Annotated in this window: 18 protein-coding genes; 8 read left to right on the top strand and 10 right to left on the bottom strand. The window is 71.7% G+C overall.

Translation table 11 applies throughout. The annotated features are described in order from the left end of the window. Nucleotides 1–27 precede the first annotated feature (27 nt). Both ACIP94_RS26395 and ACIP94_RS26390 read right to left on the bottom strand, forming a co-directional pair. Nucleotides 28–1,185: an exonuclease SbcCD subunit D gene (locus ACIP94_RS26395; RefSeq protein ID WP_402430504.1), complete on the bottom strand. Its 1,158-nt coding sequence runs from the start codon at nucleotides 1,183–1,185 to the stop codon at nucleotides 28–30. 421 nt (nucleotides 1,186–1,606) lie between these two features. After that, nucleotides 1,607–2,245: a YigZ family protein gene (locus ACIP94_RS26390; RefSeq protein ID WP_402430501.1), complete on the bottom strand. Its 639-nt coding sequence runs from the start codon at nucleotides 2,243–2,245 to the stop codon at nucleotides 1,607–1,609. Between the two features lie 308 nt (nucleotides 2,246–2,553). Here ACIP94_RS26390 and ACIP94_RS26385 point away from each other — a divergent pair, with 308 nt between their 5' ends. Further along, a complete protein-coding gene (locus ACIP94_RS26385; protein WP_402430498.1) occupies nucleotides 2,554–4,542 on the top strand; it encodes an amino acid transporter in 1,989 nt (662 codons plus the stop codon). Between the two features lie 16 nt (nucleotides 4,543–4,558). On the opposite strand, the gene ACIP94_RS26380 is transcribed toward ACIP94_RS26385, so the two are convergent. Continuing rightward, the gene (locus ACIP94_RS26380) at nucleotides 4,559–5,101 is read right to left on the bottom strand and encodes a SixA phosphatase family protein (RefSeq protein WP_402430495.1); all 543 of its coding nucleotides are present in this window, start codon (nucleotides 5,099–5,101) and stop codon (nucleotides 4,559–4,561) included. Continuing rightward, nucleotides 5,098–5,781, bottom strand: coding sequence for a hypothetical protein (locus ACIP94_RS26375; protein ID WP_402430492.1), 684 nt, complete (start codon nucleotides 5,779–5,781; stop codon nucleotides 5,098–5,100). Before ACIP94_RS26375 ends, ACIP94_RS26380 begins: the two co-directional genes overlap by 4 nt. Before the next feature lie 172 nt (nucleotides 5,782–5,953). On the opposite strand from ACIP94_RS26375, the gene ACIP94_RS26370 reads away from it, so the two are divergent. Both ACIP94_RS26370 and ACIP94_RS26365 read left to right on the top strand, forming a co-directional pair. Further along, complete coding sequence (locus ACIP94_RS26370) at nucleotides 5,954–6,361, top strand: CoA-binding protein (RefSeq protein WP_402430489.1); 408 nt, start codon at nucleotides 5,954–5,956, stop codon at nucleotides 6,359–6,361. Nucleotides 6,362–6,921: 560 nt separating this feature from the next. Then, nucleotides 6,922–7,104, top strand: a complete 183-nt coding sequence (locus ACIP94_RS26365) for a hypothetical protein (RefSeq protein ID WP_311691280.1) — start codon at nucleotides 6,922–6,924, stop codon at nucleotides 7,102–7,104. A 43-nt stretch (nucleotides 7,105–7,147) separates the two neighbouring features. On the opposite strand, the gene ACIP94_RS26360 is transcribed toward ACIP94_RS26365, so the two are convergent. From ACIP94_RS26360 to ACIP94_RS26340, 5 genes are all read right to left on the bottom strand, one after another. Continuing rightward, on the bottom strand, nucleotides 7,148–8,008 hold the full coding sequence (locus ACIP94_RS26360) for an ABC transporter permease (protein ID WP_402430486.1): 861 nt from the start codon (nucleotides 8,006–8,008) through the stop codon (nucleotides 7,148–7,150). After that, nucleotides 7,968–8,822, bottom strand: coding sequence for an ABC transporter ATP-binding protein (locus tag ACIP94_RS26355; protein WP_402430483.1), 855 nt, complete (start codon nucleotides 8,820–8,822; stop codon nucleotides 7,968–7,970). Before ACIP94_RS26355 ends, ACIP94_RS26360 begins: the two co-directional genes overlap by 41 nt. Beyond that, nucleotides 8,819–9,274, bottom strand: a complete 456-nt coding sequence (locus ACIP94_RS26350; RefSeq protein ID WP_402430480.1) for a MarR family winged helix-turn-helix transcriptional regulator — start codon at nucleotides 9,272–9,274, stop codon at nucleotides 8,819–8,821. Before ACIP94_RS26350 ends, ACIP94_RS26355 begins: the two co-directional genes overlap by 4 nt. Before the next feature lie 133 nt (nucleotides 9,275–9,407). After that, nucleotides 9,408–10,418, bottom strand: coding sequence for a cation diffusion facilitator family transporter (locus ACIP94_RS26345; protein WP_402430477.1), 1,011 nt, complete (start codon nucleotides 10,416–10,418; stop codon nucleotides 9,408–9,410). Between the two features lie 534 nt (nucleotides 10,419–10,952). Continuing rightward, nucleotides 10,953–11,627 (bottom strand): TetR/AcrR family transcriptional regulator, encoded by a 675-nt coding sequence (locus ACIP94_RS26340; RefSeq protein WP_402430474.1) that lies wholly within the window; start codon nucleotides 11,625–11,627, stop codon nucleotides 10,953–10,955. Between the two features lie 151 nt (nucleotides 11,628–11,778). Between ACIP94_RS26340 and ACIP94_RS26335 the strand changes: the two genes are divergently transcribed. The 4 genes from ACIP94_RS26335 (at nucleotide 11,779) to ppk2 (ending at nucleotide 14,908) form a co-directional block, all read left to right on the top strand. After that, complete coding sequence (locus tag ACIP94_RS26335) at nucleotides 11,779–12,336, top strand: NAD(P)H-dependent oxidoreductase (protein WP_402430471.1); 558 nt, start codon at nucleotides 11,779–11,781, stop codon at nucleotides 12,334–12,336. A 255-nt stretch (nucleotides 12,337–12,591) separates the two neighbouring features. After that, entirely contained in the window at nucleotides 12,592–13,746 is a 1,155-nt protein-coding gene (locus ACIP94_RS26330) for an anion permease (protein WP_402430469.1), read from the top strand. Nucleotides 13,747–13,765: 19 nt separating this feature from the next. Beyond that, the gene (locus ACIP94_RS26325) at nucleotides 13,766–13,999 is read left to right on the top strand and encodes a hypothetical protein (RefSeq protein WP_402430466.1); all 234 of its coding nucleotides are present in this window, start codon (nucleotides 13,766–13,768) and stop codon (nucleotides 13,997–13,999) included. A 21-nt stretch (nucleotides 14,000–14,020) separates the two neighbouring features. After that, nucleotides 14,021–14,908 carry a polyphosphate kinase 2 gene (ppk2, locus tag ACIP94_RS26320; protein WP_402430463.1) on the top strand — a complete coding sequence of 296 codons (888 nt, stop codon included), beginning with the start codon at nucleotides 14,021–14,023 and terminating at the stop codon, nucleotides 14,906–14,908. A 211-nt stretch (nucleotides 14,909–15,119) separates the two neighbouring features. Here ppk2 and ACIP94_RS26315 read toward each other — a convergent pair whose 3' ends face one another. Then, nucleotides 15,120–15,497 carry an ArsR/SmtB family transcription factor gene (locus ACIP94_RS26315; protein WP_402430460.1) on the bottom strand — a complete coding sequence of 126 codons (378 nt, stop codon included), beginning with the start codon at nucleotides 15,495–15,497 and terminating at the stop codon, nucleotides 15,120–15,122. A gap of 74 nt (nucleotides 15,498–15,571) precedes the next feature. Between ACIP94_RS26315 and ACIP94_RS26310 the strand changes: the two genes are divergently transcribed. Continuing rightward, nucleotides 15,572–16,681, top strand: coding sequence for a cation diffusion facilitator family transporter (locus ACIP94_RS26310; RefSeq protein ID WP_402430457.1), 1,110 nt, complete (start codon nucleotides 15,572–15,574; stop codon nucleotides 16,679–16,681). The last annotated feature ends 24 nt before the right edge of the window (nucleotides 16,682–16,705 follow it).

The following is a 16,705-nucleotide window of genomic DNA, read 5'->3' as shown; positions in this document are numbered from 1 at the left end:
CCCCCTCCGTGTCCCGGCCGTGCGCGGTCACGCGACCTCCCGGACGGTCTCGTCGGCGCGCACCGCGTCGAACGCGTCCTGGAGCACCGCCCGTTCGTGTGCGTCGGGTCCCGCCCCGCGCACATGGGCCACGAAGTCCTCCGCGATCTGCTGGTCGGAGCGGCCGGCCAGCCGCCGCGCATACGACGCGGCGGGGTCCTCGGGGGCGCGCTCGGGGTCGAAGACGAGGCTCAGCGTGTGCGGGAAGCGCGCGGCCAGCCGGGCCATCGGCTCGGCGGGCCGCACCGGGTCGGTCAGCGTGGCCTCCACCCAGGACTGCTCGTGGCGCTCCAGCCCCGGGTCCGCGAGAAGGTCCTCGAGTCTCCCCCGGATGCGGGCGAGGGGCCGCGGCACCGGGCAGTCGACGCGGTCCGCCGCCACAAAGCCGTCGGCCCCGAGGTCGACGAGCCACATGCTCTTGCGGTGGCCCGCCTCCGAGAAGGAGTACGGCAACGGGGAGCCGGAGTAGCGCACGCGCTCGGTGATGGTCTGGCTGCCGTGCAGATGGCCCAGGGCCGCGTAGTCCACCCCGGCGAAGACGCCCACGGGCACCGCGGCGACCCCGCCGACCGTGATATCCCGCTCGCTGTCGCTGGGCTCGCCACCGGTGACGAAGGCGTGGGCGAGGACGACGGAGCGGGTGCCCGGCGGGCGCGTGGCGAGGTCGGCGCGGACCCGGTTCATGGCGGCCGCGAGCACCGCCTCGTGGCCGGCCTTGGTGCTGAACTCGTCCTTGACCAGGGCCGGTTCGAGATACGGCAGGCCGTAGAAGGCGACGTCCCCATGGGTGTCTCGCAACACGACGGGGGTGCCGCAGGCGGCGGGGTCGGTGCGCAGGTGGATGCCCGCGCGGCCGAGGAGACCGGCGCCGACGCCGAGGCGGCGCGCGGAGTCGTGGTTCCCGGAGATCATCACTGTGGGCACGCCCAGACCGGCGAGGCGGTGCAGGGCGTCGTCGAACAGCTCGACCGCGGCCAGCGGCGGAACCGCCCGGTCATACACGTCTCCCGACACGACCACCGCGTCCACGCCGTGGTCACGCACGGTCGCGACGAGATGGTCGATGAACGTGGCCTGGGCGTCGAGCATGTTCACCCGGTGGAACGCTCGGCCCAGATGCCAGTCGGACGTGTGCAGGAACCTCATGATCCCCGAGACTATCGGCCGGGTCTGACATCACGGGCGGATACTCCCGTTTCAGCCGGTCCCTCCCCCTCCGACCGAACCGGTTGCTCCCCCTGTTTCCGACACACCCTTTGCGAGTCGGCTTTCCCGCCCCTGCGTTCGGTCAAAGCGCGCTCGAGGCAGCGGGGGAGGAGGCCGGGCGGTCCGGCTGAGGCGGCGGCGCACGGCTCGTCGAGCGGATCCGCGCACCCGGAGCCCTCACCGTCCTGAGTCCGCGTTCCCGGGACCTCACCGACTTCACTCCGCGCCCCGGACCACTCACCTTCCCGAATCCACGCCCCCGCAGCACTCACCTTCCCGAGTCCATGCCCCCGCAGCACTCACCTTTCCGAATCCACGTCCCCGGAGCACTCACCTTCCCGAGCCCACGCCCCCGCAGCACTCACCTCCCCGAATCCACGTCCCCGTAGGCCTCTCCGCCCAGTTCGAACCCGGCGGTGCCCGCGGTGGTGTCCGCGAGCCATGCCCGGAAGGCCTCGACATCGGCGTCGGGCAGTCCGATCCCGATGGTGACGGCCTCGCCGTAGCGCACGTCGCGCACCTCGCGGCCGGTCGCCCTCAGATCGTTCTGCACCTTGCCGGCGCGCTGGTGGTCGACCGTCACCGTGGCGAGCCGGAACCGGCGGCGGGTGAGGGTGCCGAGGGCGTCCAGGGCCTCGCCGACCGCTCCCCCGTAGGCCCTGATGAGCCCGCCCGCACCGAGCTTCACCCCGCCGTAGTAGCGGGTGACGACGGCGACGACGTACCGCATGTCGCGCCGCAGCAGCATCTGGAGCATGGGGACGCCCGCGGTGCCGCCCGGTTCGCCGTCGTCGCTCGCCTTCTGGATCGCGGCGTCGGCGCCGATGACGTACGCGTAGCAGTTGTGGGTGGCGTCGGCGTGCTTCCTGCGGACTTCGGCGATGAAGTCCTGGGCCTCCTGTTCGGTGGCGGCCGGGGCGAGGGCGCACAGGAAGCGGGAGCGGTTGACCTCGGTCTCGTGCACGCCCGCGCGGGCGACTGTGCGGTACTCGTCCTGCATCTCGCCAGCCTATGCGGCGCTCCCGGGAGCGCCGCACGAGGGCGCCGCCGCGCCTTGCGTACCTTGGGAGCCGTCCGCACCTGTCGACTCCCCCGGTCCTCCGCGCGCCCCACACCCTCCCCCTCCGGGCGGGTGTGCCACACGTCTCACCGGTCCGGTCCGCCTCGGCGCGTCCGCCCCCGAGCGCCCGGGCACACTGCCCCATATTGGATACTCGCTCGTCGTTGCCGGGTTCCGGGCCGTCCCAGGCCCGGGCCGGTGCACCGGCCCCGCGAGGCCGCCCGAGCGAATACAGGAGAGAGCGCAGCATGACCGGCACCCAGGTGGACCGTCCGGACGCCGCCGAGCCCGGCCATTCCACGCCCGCCGCCAAGGCCCGCTGGCGGGCCTGGCTGCTGGAGGGCCTGAGCGAGCGGGCGGCCCGTCACCCGGGCCCGCACGCCACCCCGGACGCCACGCACGAGGGCAACCCCTGGTGGCGCGTCATGTGCCTGACGGGTGTGGACTACTTCTCCACCCTCGGCTACCAGCCCGGTATCGCCGCCCTCGCGGCCGGCCTGCTGTCGCCGCTCGCCACACTCGTGCTGATCGCACTGACCCTCTTCGGCGCCCTGCCCGTCTACCGCCGGGTGGCCCACGAGAGCCCGCACGGCGAGGGCTCTATCGCCATGCTGGAGCGGCTGTTGCCGTGGTGGGCGGGGAAGATCCTCGTGCTGGTGCTGCTGGGCTTCGCGGCCACCGACTTCATGATCACGATGACCCTGTCGGCCGCGGACGCCGCCGCGCATGTCGTGGAGAACCCGTACGCCCCGCACTGGGCGGACGGCGCCAACCTTTGGATCACCCTGTTTCTGCTCGCCGCGCTCGGCGCTGTCTTCCTGAAGGGGTTCAAGGAGGCCATCGGCATCGCGGTGGCCCTGGTCGCGACCTATCTGAGCCTCAATGTGATCGTGCTCGCGGTCGCCGTCTGGGAGGTGCTGAGCCACCCGGTGAAGGTCGGCGACTGGACGGACGCGATGACCGCCGAGCACTCCTCACCCCTCGCGATGATCGGTGTGGCGCTGCTCGTCTTCCCGAAGCTGGCGCTCGGCATGTCCGGCTTCGAGACGGGCGTGGCGGTGATGCCGCAGATCAAGGGTGATCCGACGGACACCTACGAGCACCCGGCCGGACGGGTGCGTGACACCCGGAAGCTGCTCACCACGGCGGCCGTGATCATGAGCTGCCTACTGCTGCTGTCCAGCCTGGCGACGACGATCCTGATTCCGCAGGATGCCTTCAAGAGCGGCGGCCCCGCCAACGGACGCGCTCTCGCCTATCTCGCGCACGAGCATCTGGGCGGGGCCTTCGGCACGTTCTACGACATCGCCACCATCGCGATCCTCTGGTTCGCGGGCGCCTCCGCCATGGCCGGGCTGCTCAACCTGGTGCCCCGCTATCTGCCGCGCTATGGGATGGCCCCGGAGTGGACCCGAGCCGTGCGGCCCCTGGTCCTGGTCTTCATGGTGGCCGCCGTGCTCATCACGCTGTGGTTCCACGCCGACGTCGACGCCCAGAGCGGCGCGTATGCGACGGGCGTGCTCGTGCTGATGCTCTCCGCGGCGTTCGCCTCGACGGTCGCGGCGCACCGGCGCGGTCACCGGGCCGCCGCGCTCGGCTTCGGGACGATCACCGCCGTCTTTCTGTACACCCTGGTCACGAATGTGATCGAGCGACCCGACGGCCTCAAGATCGCGCTGATCTTCATCCTCGCGATCCTGGTCACGTCGTTCGCCTCACGGGTGCACCGGGCCTTCGAACTGCGGGCCGCGACGGTCTCCTTCGACGAGCCGGCCACCCGGTTCATCGAGGAGGCCGCGGCCCATGGCCCGCTGCGGCTGATCGCCAACGAGCCTCAGGAGCACAGCAGACGGGAGTACCGTGCCAAGGAGTACAGCCAGCGCGAGCAGACCCATATCCCGGACGGGCGGCCGGTGTTGTTCCTGGAGGCCTTCGTCACCGACTCCTCCGACTTCAGCGCCGATCTGACGGTGCACGGCGACGAGAAGTACGGGGTGCGCAGGCTGAGGGTGTCGGGAGCGACCGTGCCCAACACCATCGCGGCCGTCCTGATGGAGCTGCGCGACCGCACCGGCCAGGTGCCGCACGCCTATTTCAACTGGACCGAGGGCGCCCCGTTCAGCCATCTGCTGCGCTTCCTGGTGTTCGGTGACGGTGAGGTCGCCCCGGTCACCCGCGAGGTACTGCGGCGCGCCGAGCCCGATCCCGCGCGCCGCCCCCGCGTCCACGTCGGATAGCTGTCTCTTCCCGTAGTCATTTCTTCTCGCCCCTCGGCACGGTCATTCCCGTCAGGAGTGCCCTGCCGGGGGCGAGGGCCTTCCAACTGGCGCCATGGGCGGCGAGGACGGCGATCGCCGCCGTGGGGAACTTGGTCCGGACGCGCTCCAGCGTGTCGTCCAGGCCCTGTCCGGCGAGCGCGAGCACCAGGTCCGTGAGTCCGGGGTTGTGCCCGATCAGCAGCAGTGTCTCCACCTCGGCGGGCGTTTCGTGCACGACCTCCAGCAGATCGGGCACGTCGGCGCCGTACAGCCGCGGGTCGAACCGTACGGGCGGCGGGGTGCCCCACTGCGCCGAGGCGAGCTGCCAGGTCTGACGGGCACGCACCGCGGTGGAGCAGAGCGCGAGGTCGGGCAGGCAGTCGGCCTCGGCGAGCGCACGCCCGGCGGCCGGGGCGTCCCGGCGACCGCGCGGCGCGAGGGGCCGTTCATGGTCGGCGACGCCGTCGGGCCGGGCGGACTTGGCGTGCCGCAGGACCACGAGCCGACGCAGCGGGGCCGCCCCGGAACGGATGATCACGCCCGGGTTCCGATCTCGCGGGCGAGGTCCAGGCCGAGCAGGCGGTCGGCGTAGGCGTATGTCTCGAAACGCGCCCCCTCCGGCACGTCGTCGTCACCCTCCACGCGCTCCAGCACCTCGAGGACGGCCGGTACGTCGAGGTCGTCCTCCCAGGCGGCGCGCAGTTCGTGCCGCACCTGTTCCGGGATGGGCCGCGAGGGGTGGACCGCCCATCCGGCGACGGCCCTGCGCCAGCGTTCGAGCGTGTCCTGCGCCGCGGCCAGGGCGGCCTGGTCGAGGACGACGGGGTGGCGGCGGGGCCGGGCGAGCAGGGCGAGGCGTACGGCCGACGGCGGGGCGGCGGTGTCGGCGGGCCCGGTGGCCGTGGCGACCTCGAGGCGCACCCCGTCGGGTGCGGTGTCCTTTGCCCCGACCACATGCAGGGCCCGGCCGAGACCCGGCGCGTCCGGCTCGGCGGGGCGGATGCCGAGGGCGTCGGCCTGTTCCCGGAGGGCGGCGGACGGGGCGGCGACCGTGACCACGGGCGTTCCGCCGAGTTCCAGGGCCCGGGCCAGCACATCGGCCGTCAGCAGCACCCGCAGGGCCGAGGCGTCGGCCCTGGTGACATGGGCGTGAACCCGGACCAGGCCCGGGCGGACGTGGGTGGGCTCACCGTTGCGGGCGTCGATGATACGGAGCACGGGGCGAGCGTAGGCGGATCGGGACCCCGGCGCAGGGAGGTGGGACCCATTCCGGGCAACGGACGGACCACCATTCGGGCGTCGGCGGGGGAATCTCCTTGTCCCGCCCGCTGTTGCCCCACAGCAGACGGCGCGGGCCCGCGGCGTCGCGGGACGTCGAAGGGGACCGGCCGTGTACGGCGACGCAGCAACGATCCGCAAGATCCTCACCGAGCTGGGCGACACCTGGGCGATCGTCGGCCTGTCCGGCAACCAGCGCCGTGCCGCCTACGGGGTCGCCGCGGTCCTCCAGCGCTTCGGCAAGCGGATCGTTCCCGTCCATCCCAAGGCGGAGACGGTCCACGGCGAGCAGGGATACCCGTCGCTGGACGCGATCCCGTTCCCGGTCGACGTCGTCGACGTCTTCGTCAACAGCGACCTGGCGGGCCCGGTGGCCGACCAGGCCGCCGCGATCGGCGCCAAGGCCGTCTGGTTCCAGCTCGACGTGATCGACGAGGTCGCCTACCACCGCACCCGCGCGGCCGGGCTGGAGATGGTGATGGACCGCTGCCCGGCCATCGAGATCCCGCTGCTGGACTAGTGCCACGCCCTGGCCCACCCCGGCAGGGGCGGCGCTCTTTATGAGCGTTGTCAAAGGGCGGCTATGAGCCCGGTGAAAGGGGGCATCCGCCCCCGTCGGCGGGGCCCCGCCCCTCCCGTGGACGGCCGGCAGGAGACCCAACGGGTGAACGCATGCGCGAGTCAGGCGCGTTCGAGTGGGTCGGGCGGATACGGTTGATACCGAGAAGTAACTGGTCAGGCGGCGACGAGGAGTCTGCCCCGCCACCGCCGGCGTCGACGAGACGGAGCCCCACCAGGCGCCGAACTCGCCGGACTCGATGACGCCGTCCCCGCCGAACTCGCGGAGCAGCACAACACGGCAGTGGCGTCGGGCCTCTCGACGTACGGGCGCCACATCGTGCCGACCAGGCAGCGGAAGGCCCCCTGGTGTGGATCCGCCTTCCCCTCCCGGTACCACGCGGCCGCGGTGCGCAGCCGGCGGGCGCTGCGTGATGACAGGCGTCCGCCTGCCTTCGTGAAGGCCTCGCGCCCTGGCGAAGCCTCCCCGGAAGCAGCGGCCGGGACCGTCCGGGAGGCAGTATGTGGGCCGTACTCGAGCAAGTGGCCGGAGTTGCTCCGCAGCTCTTCCTTTACGCCGTCGCCCTCTTCGTCGTCATGATCCTCTTGGCGCTGGTCATCAGCCTGCGCCAGGCGGAGGCGTCCGAACGGCCCGAGATCATCAGGGCCCTGGCGGATCTGATGGCGTTCTGGAAGAAGAGGTGAGGCGGCCGCCGCCGAAGCCGCTCTTCCCGGCGACGGCCGCGGTTCAGCGGGCCAGCCGCCCCAGCAGCGACGAGGCCGAGGTGACGCCCAGGGCCGCGGCCACCGCCAGCACGCCGAAGTCGAGCGGCAGATGGGACGGCGTCCCGAGCAGCAGGCCGCGCAGGGCGTCCACCTGATAGCTCAGGGGGTTGACCCTGCTGATGGCCTGGAGCCAGCCGGGCATGACGGCCACCGGGTAGAGGGCGTTGGAACCGAAGAAGAGCGGCATGGTGATCGCCTGGCCGATGCCCATCAGCCGGTCGCGGGTCAGGACGATGCCCGCGATCGTCATGGACAGACAGGAGAAGAAGGCCGAGCCGAGGACGACGGCCACCGCCACGCCCAGCAGACGCAGGGGGTTCCAGGTCATCGCGACGCCGAGGAGCGCCGCGATCACGACGACCACCAGCGCCTGGATCAGCGCCTTCAGCCCCGCGGCGAACGCCTTGCCGGTGATGAGTGCCGCCCGCGGGGTAGGTGTGACCAGCAGCTTCGTGAGGATGCCGGCGTCCCGCTCCCAGATGATCATGATGCCGTAGAAGATGGCGATGAACATCGCGGACTGGGCGATGATCCCGGGCGCCAGATAGTCGAGGTAGGGGATGTTGCCGGTCGGGATGGCCCTGATCCGGGTGAACGTCTCACCGAAGATCAGCAGCCACAGCGCCGGCTGGATCGCTCGTGTGTACAGCTCGGTGCGGTCGTGGCGCAGCTTCTGCAGCTCGACCGCGCACATCGCGGCCACCCGCGCCGGCAGTACCCTCCAGCCCGTGCGGGCCCGGGGCGGGGTCACCAGCAGACCGAGGTCCGGCCGCGGTGCGCGGTCAGCCGACACGGGACGCGGTGCGGCGGGTGCTTCGGACATCGCGGAAGTCTCCTGACTGGTCGTCCAGGCCGCTGCCGGCGACGTCACGGAAGACGTCCTCCAGCGTCGGCAGCGGACCTTCGGTGCCGAGCCGTTCCCGAAGGCCGTTCCGCAGCTCGGCGGGGGTGCCGAGGGCACGGATGCGGCCGCGGTGCATCAGGGCGACTCGGTCGCAGTACTGGTCGGCCTCGTCCATGTAGTGGGTGGTGACGAGGACGGTCATGCCGGTGGCGGCGCGGACGGCGTTGATGTGCTCCCACACATTCGTCCGGGCGATCGGGTCGAGGCCGATGGTCGGCTCGTCGAGGATCAGCAGCCGGGGCGCGCTGACCAGCGCCTGGGCGAGTTCCAGCCGGCGGACCATACCGCCGGAGTAGGTCTTCGCCAGACGGTCGGCCGCGGCGGTCAGGTCGACGGCCGCGAGGGCCTGCTCGACCCGCTGGGCCCGCTCGCGGCGGGAGACGTCGAAGACGCGGGCGAACAGGGCGACGTTCTCCCGGCCGGTGAGTCCGGAGTCGGCGGAGAGCTGCTGCGGTACGTAGCCCAGCAGCCGCCGTACGGCCATCCGGTCGCGGGCGGCGTCGTGGCCGAAGACCCGGACCATGCCCGCCGGGACCGGCAACAGCGTGGTGATGCAGCGGATCGCGGTGGTCTTGCCCGCGCCGTTCGGCCCGAGCAGTCCGAACACCTCGCCGTCGCCGACCCGCAGGTCGAGCCCGTCGACGGCGGTCGTCTCCCCGAAGGAGTAGCGGAGTCCGTCACAGGTGACGGCGTCCGCCGCGGGCGCCTCGCCGTGCGTCGCGTTGCTCGTCATATCTCCTCGGTCTCCTCGTGCAGGTTCTCCGCCAGCTTGCGCAGGGCCGGAAGGGCCGCCTCCAGCGCCTTGCGGTCCTCGTCGTCGAGACGGGCGACCTGGCGGCGCACGAGGGCGGTGCGCCGCTCGCGCCAGTCACGCAGCCGCGTCTCGGCCGCCTCGGTGGGCAGCAGCCGCGCGGCCCGCCGGTCGGCCGGGTCCGTCTCGCGGATCAGATAGCCCTCCCGCGCGAGCTGATTGACCAGCGTGGAGACCGAGTTCCCAGCGAGGTACAGCTCCTTCGCGGCGTCCGACACACCGACGCCCGGACGCGCCACCACCAGCCGCAGCAGTTCGACCTCCGCGCCGCGCAGGCGTGGTGCGCCGATCCCGCTGCGCAGCCGCCGCCGGATCAGGCGCTGCACCGCCACAAGGGCGGTGGAGAGGTCGTCGGCGAAGTTCTCGGATTCCACACCACCGATATTAGCTCTGTGTCAGAGGTATTGGGGGAAAGGGACGGTCAAGAGGGGTGAAGGGCAGTGCTGTCCGAGGCACGGCGCCGTGCGGCCCTGCCACCCGAGAGGCACTTTCGTCCCGCCGCCGGCGTCAGTGGTGGTGCGGCTCCCCCCGGTGCACCGGGCCGTGCGGAGCCGCGCAGTGTGCGGGGTCGTCCGCCGCGTTCGGGTCGCCGGGCGGCGCCACCTGGAGGACTCGTTCCGGGGCGTGGTCGACCTGGAGGGTGGTGTGGGTGATGCCGTAGTCGTGGTGCAGCACGTCCTCCAGGCCGCGGCGGACCGCATGGCAGTCGCCGCCGGGTTCCACCAGGATGTGCGCGGACAGCGCGGCCTGGCCGGAGGTGATCTGCCAGACGTGCAGATCGTGCACCTCGACGACGTCCGGCCGGGCGACGAGCCGGTCGCCGAGCGCGTCCGGATCGACGTCGACGGGCGCGGCCTCCAGGAAGATACGGCCCGAGTCACGCAGCAGTCCGTAGGCCGCCTTCACCATCAACGCGACGACCACGAGCGTGGCGATGGCATCGGCGCGCCCGAAGCCCGTCAGAAGGACCACGAGCGCGGCGACCGCGGTGCCGATGAAGGCGAACAGGTCGTTCAGGACGTGCTGGTAGGCGCCCTCCACATTGAGGGAGGTGCGGTTGGCCTTGGAGATGCACCAGGCGGCGGCCACGTTCACGACGACTCCGGCGAGCGCGGTGGCCAGCATCGGGCCGCCGGCGACCTGCTGCGGGGCGATGAGCCGCCGTACGGCCTCGTACGCCAGCCAGGCCCCGAGCAGCAGCAGCGTGAGGCCGTTCACCTGGGCGGAGAGGATCTCCGCTCGCTTGAGGCCGTAGGTGTAAACGCCACGCGCCGGCCGGGCGGCGAGCCGCATCGCGATGAGGGCGAGCACGATGGACGCGGCGTCCGTGAGCATGTGGGCCGCGTCGGAGAGCAGGGCCAGGGAGCCCGCGAGGACACCGACGGCCACCTCGGCCGCCATGAGCACGGTGATCAGCGCGAGCGCGGCAGCGAGCCAGCGGCGGTCGGCGTCCGCCGACACCCCGTGGGAGTGTCCCGTGTGACTGCCCGGGCCGTGCCCATGACCGTGGTCGCTCATCTGATCCGCCTTCCCCGCGCATCGGGTGCCTCACCGCAGTGAAACCCATGGCGGCGCCTCGGGGCAAAGGCTGCACCGGGGATCGTTGTCATGTCCGATAGTACGACGCTGACCTGCACAAACGACGAGACGTCGGGAGACGTGGAAGTGGCCGGGGCTCGTCCGGGACAATCACGGCCGACGACCGGTGCGCCTGTGCCGGGGCACGCGCACTTGAAGTTCCAGCATGGTGCGCCGGGCGGCGAGGGAGGCGACCAGGAGGCGTTCGTCACCGGTCGCGGACCGAGGCCACGCGGGTCGCGCTCGGCGGCGACGAACATCTCGGCTCGTCTGCCCGAAGGGGTCATGGACCCATCATCGGGCGCCCGGGACAGCCGATCGGCCCGCAGGGCAGCAGGTTTTCAGCCCGCGGAGTCGATTTCAGGCCGCGGGAGGCACTTCAACCCGCGAGAAGCGGTATCAGCCCTTACCAGGGTTTTCGGGTCATACAAGCGCTGTCGGCCCGTACAAGCGGGAGCAGCCCCCACAAGCGGTTCAGCCCGCACATCGGCTACATCGGCCCGTGTAGCGATCGACGAGATCGCGCCATCCTGCCTCCACGCGCTCCAGGGACATCCCGAGGACGGAGACCAGATGGTCAACGAGCACCGTCTCCAGAGAGCCGAGCAGCAGGTGGGCGACCAGTTCGCAGTCACCGTCCGCGCGCGCCTCGCGCAGCAGCATGCGGACATGGGCCAGCCGGAAGTGGTACGCGGGGCTGGTGCGGCGCCGGCCTGGTTCGATGTGGGCCTCCAGGTAGAAGTCCCGGTGGGCATGCTCATGGCGGATGACGGCCGAGCCGAAGGCATACAGCCGCTCCACCGGGGACACCCCCGGGCCGAGCGGCGGCGGCCCGGCGAGGAAGGCCGCCTGGAGCTGTTGCTCGTGATGGCTGAGCAGCTCCACCAGCAGGCCCGTGCGGTCCCCGAAGCGCCGGAAGACGGTGCCCTTGCCGACGCCGGCCCCGCAGGCGATGTCGTCCATGGTCACGTTGGCGATACCGCGCTCGGCGGCCAGCCGGGCGGCGACCTCCAGCAGCCGGGTGCGGTTGCGGGCGGCATCCGCGCGCAGCTGGGGCGTCTCACCCGCCGGCAGCAGGGCGAGGTCCGCGAGGCCCCCCAGGTCGTCCCGGTCCTGGGGCACGGAAGAAGGCGCGAACGGCTCGGTCATGGCTCCAGATTAGCCCCCGGGGAAGACAATCGGACCACGGTCCGTTTACGGTGACACTGGAAGTGGACCGCGGTCCGGTTGAGGTGATACAAACTTCAACGGGGCCGATTGGTCCGATTCTTACCGATCGCTTGATTCTGGGAGTTTCGCCATGTCCGTACGCATCCTTGCCCTGGTCGGCAGCCTTCGCGCCGGTTCCCACAACCGTCAGCTCGCCGAGGCGGCCGTGAAGCACGCCCCCGAGGGCGTGGAGGTCGTGCTGCACGAGGGTCTGGGCCAGGTGCCCTTCTACAACGAGGACATCGACGTCGAGGGCAGCGTCCCCGAGGCCGCCGCCGCGCTGCGCACCGCCGCCGCCCAGGCCGACGCTCTGCTGCTCTTCTCGCCCGAGTACAACGGCACCATCCCGGCCGTCCTGAAGAACGCGATCGACTGGCTGTCGCGTCCGTACGGCGCCGGCGCCCTGTCCGGCAAGCCGGTCGCCGTTGTCGGCACCGCCTTCGGCCAGTACGGCGGTGTGTGGGCGCAGGACGAGACCCGCAAGGCCGTGGGCATCGCCGGCGCTGCCGTCGTCGAGGAGGCCAAGCTGTCCATCCCCGGCTCGATGACGCGCTTCGCCGAGACCCACCCGGCGGACGACACCGAGGTCGTCGAGAACCTGACCAAGGTCATCGAGCAGCTCTCCCAGGCCGCGCCCGCCGCCGCCTGATCCGCCGAGCCCCGGCTGCGACGCCGACCCCGAGCGTGACCGGACCGTGGGTCAGGACCCGGAAGTCCTGACCCACGGTCATTTTTTCACCCGGGCGCGATCCAACCGGGTACGGCGCAGATCACGCGACGCCCGCCGCCGTCTCCTCCACCCGGTCCACACAAGGGAGTTCGAGGCTCGTTCACCCATACGACGCACGCCCCGCCGTTGCCTGTCCTTCTCCGGAAATACGTGTTCGGTTGCTTTCATCTGGGGATGGACCACATCACGTTCCTCGTGGCCGTCGTCATCGTCACGGCGCTGGCCTTCGACTTCACGAACGGATTCCATGACACCGCCAACGCGATGGCCACCTCCATCGCCACGGGCGCCCTCAAGCCGCGAATCGCGGTCCTGATCAGCGGTGTGCTCAACATCGTGGGCGCCTTTCTGTCCACCGAGGTCGCCAAGACCATCTCGGGCGGCATCGTGGACGACACCCTGGTGACCCCAGGAATGATCTTCGCCGGGCTGGTGGGCGCGATTCTGTGGAATCTGCTGACCTGGCTCGTCGGGCTGCCGTCGAGTTCCTCGCACGCGTTGTTCGGCGGACTGGTCGGCGCCGTCTGGGTCGGTGCCGGCAGCCATGGTGTGCACTTCGACAAGGTTGTCGAGAAGATTCTGATCCCGGCGGTCGCCTCGCCCGTCGTGGCCGGTGTCGCGGCGCTGCTGGCCACCTACCTCGCGTACCGGATCACCGCCCGTGCCCGCAAGGAGTCGGTGACCAAGGGGTTCCGGCTCGGCCAGGTCGCCTCCGCCTCGCTCGTCTCCCTCGCCCACGGCACCAACGACGCCCAGAAGACGATGGGCGTGATCACGCTGACACTGATCTCGGCGGGCGCGCTGGGCCATGACGCGGGCCCTCCCGTGTGGGTGATCGGGTCGGCCGGTCTCGCCATCGGTCTCGGCACCTATCTGGGCGGCTGGCGCATCATCCGCACGATGGGCAAGGGCCTGACGGACATCCAGTCGCCCCAGGGCTTCGCCGCCGAGGCCGCGTCCACCACCGTCATCCTGACCTCCGCCCACCTCGGCTTCGCGCTCTCCACCACGCAGGTCTGCTCGGGCGGCATCCTCGGCGCGGGCCTCGGCCGGCGGCTGGCCGAGGTGCGCTGGGGCACCGCGGGCCGCATGGTGATCGCCTGGCTGGTCACGCTCCCGGCGGCCGCGCTGGTCGGCGGCGTCTCCGCAGGCGTTGTGAAGCACGGCGGCAACGCGGGTACGGTGGTGATCGCCCTGGTCGCCGCCGCGGTCGCCGCCTTCATCGTGCTCGCCTCGCGCCGCAGCCCGGTCCACGCCGACAACGTGAACGAGACCCACGAGGTCACCATCCGCGCCACCGAGGCCACGCGCGTCGGCAGCGCCGCCTGAGCCAGGGAGAGTTCGAGCCATGCACCTTGACTGGACCGCCCTCGGCCAGGTCACCGCGGTGAGCATCGGAGTCACCGTCGCCGTGGTCGTCGTCTTCGCGCTCGGCGTGCTCGGCCTCGCCCAGGCCGAGGCCGCCCGCGAACGGGAGGGCGGCGGCCACACCCTGGCCATCGCCCAGGCCGGGCTCTGCTTCCTGGCCTGCGCGGCCGTGGTCGCGTACGGGATCTGTCTGATCGTGCCGCAGTTCCACTGAGGCGTGCGGAGAAGGATGACGATGACACCTCTGGTGACCGAAGGCCTGCGGGTCGACTACACCGACCATGACGACCCCGTGCTGCTCAGGTCCGACGGCAGCCCCGTGAACACCTGGCGGGAGAACTACCCCTACGACCACCGGATGGAGCGCAAGGAGTACGAGTGGCACAAGCGGCTCCAGCAGATCGAGCTGCTGAAGCTGCAGAGCTGGATCAAGGAGTCCGGCCGCCGGCTCGTCATAGTCTTCGAGGGGCGTGACGCGGCCGGCAAGGGCGGCACGATCAAGCGCTTCACCGAGCACCTCAATCCGCGCGGCGCCCGGGTGGTGGCCCTGGAGAAGCCGACCGAGCGCGAGCGCGGTCAGTGGTACTTCCAGCGCTATGTCGAACATCTTCCCACCGAGGGCGAGATCGTGATGTTCGACCGCTCCTGGTACAACAGGGCGGGCGTGGAGCGGGTGATGGGCTTCTGCTCGGACGACGAGTACCGCCGCTTCATGCGTCAGGCGCCGCTGTTCGAGCGGATGCTCGTGGACGACGGCGTCGACCTGGTGAAGTTCTGGTTCTCGGTCTCGCAGAGCGAGCAGCGCACCCGCTTCACGATCCGTCAGGTGGACCCCGTACGGCAGTGGAAGCTCAGCCCGATGGACCTGGCCTCCCTGGACCGCTGGGACGACTACACCGCCGCCAAGGTCGCCATGTTCCGCGCCACGGACACCGAGTACGCGCCGTGGACCGTGGTGAAGAGCAACGACAAGAAGCGGGCGCGCGTCGAGGCGATGCGCAGCGTTCTGGCCCGCTTCGACTACGGCGACAAGGACATGGAGGTCGTCGGCACCCCCGATCCCAGCATCGTGGGCGCGGCGGCCAACCTCCTGGAGGCAGGCGAGGACGACAGCACCCCCTGAACGGCAGCACCCGCATGAACGGCCCCGGGCGCTGGGCCGGCGACGCGTCGCGGCCACGGTCTCGCGCGCCTGACCGCCGAACGCCTTGCCGTGTCCGTCTCGTCGCCCGCCCGGGGCCGGATGACCGTCGCGCCGGACGAGCGCGGCACGCCCGCCCGACACTCGGTGCGCCGATCGCCCCTGAACCGCCCGTTCGCCCCTGAACCTCCCGTCAGCCGTGCGCCGGGCGGTTGGTGAGCCGGTGGTCGGCGAGGCTGAGCGCCTCCTCCACGACCCGGCACAGATGGCCGTCGCGCAGCGCGTAGATCACCCGGCGGCCCTGCTTGCGGGTGTCCACCAGGCCCGCGAGCCGGAGCCGCGCCAGATGCTGGCTGACCGCGGGCCGGGCCGCGCCGCATGCCTGGGTGAGCGTGGAGACATCGGCCTCGCCCCCGGTGAGGGCGTGCAGCAGGGCGAGGCGGGTGCGGTCCCCGAGCAGGGCGAGCAGCTCGGCGGCGAGCGCGAACTGCTCCTCACCGGGAGAGCGGGGGTGCCCCTCGGGCGCGCCCCCCGTGCGCGGCTGCGCACTGTGCGCAGGTGATAGGTGCATGCGTGCGCTCATACGCACATAATGGCTCCGTGGGAGCGATCGCGTCCACTGTCGCGCGGGGAAGGGGCCTTCCTATGGGACAGCAGTACGAGGCACACGAGCACAGCGGGGCACCGGGCCACAGCCACAGCCACAGCCACAGCCACAGCCACAGCCACGATGACGCGCACGCCCGTCAACACGAGCATCCCCACGGTCCGCTCTCCCGCCTCCGCCACCTCGTGACCCCCCACTCCCATGAGACCGCCGACAAGCTCGACCCCGCGCTGGAGTCCTCCGCGCGGGGCATGCGGGCGCTCTGGGTCTCGCTGGCCGTCCTCGGCGGGACCGCGCTGGCCCAGGCGGTCGTGGTCGTGATCTCCGGGTCGGTCGCGCTGCTCGGCGACACCGTCCACAACGCGGCCGACGCCCTGACCGCCGTCCCGCTCGGCATCGCCTTCGTCCTGGGCCGCCGCGCGGCCACGCGCCGTTTCACCTACGGCTACGGCCGTGCCGAGGATCTCGCCGGGATCGTCATCGTGCTGACGATCGCCGCGTCATCCGCCTTCGCCGCCTGGAGCGCCGTCGAACGGCTGATGGACCCCCGCCCCATGGCGCACATCCCCGCGGTCGCGGGCGCGGCCGTCATCGGTTTCGCGGGCAACGAGTGGGTGGCCCGCCACCGCATCCGGGTGGGCCGCGCGATCGGCTCGGCCGCGCTGGTCGCGGACGGACTGCACGCGCGGACGGACGGGTTCACCTCCCTCGCGGTCCTGGCCGGGGCGGGCGGCGCGGCACTCGGCTGGCAGCAGGCCGACCCGGTCGTGGGGCTGGTGATCACGGCCGCCATCGTGCTGGTGCTGCGGGATGCCGCCCGGGAGGTGTTCCGGCGGTTGCTGGACGCCGTCGATCCGGCGCTGGTGGACCGGGCCGAGCGGGCGCTGCGAATGGTGCCGGGCGTGCTCGGGATCGGCGAGCTTCGGCTGCGCTGGATCGGCCACCGATTGCGCGCGGAGGTCGCGGTGGTGGTGGACGGCGAGGTGAGCGTGCGCCGGGCGCACGACATCGCGGTCGAGGCCGAACACGCCCTGCTGCACGCGGTTCCGCGGCTGACCGCGGCGCTGGTCCACGCCGACCCGGCCCCGGCACCCGGCTCGGCGGATCCGCATCGGGCCCTGGCCCACCACGCCGGCGCCCGGTCCTGACCCGGCCAGGCCCCGGCCCGGCGC

This window comes from Streptomyces sp. NPDC093261 (assembly GCF_044753645.1).
Classification (GTDB): domain Bacteria; phylum Actinomycetota; class Actinomycetes; order Streptomycetales; family Streptomycetaceae; genus Streptomyces.
The sequence above is the reverse complement of the archived record's forward strand: the minus strand, read 5'-3'. Positions and strand labels throughout refer to the sequence as shown.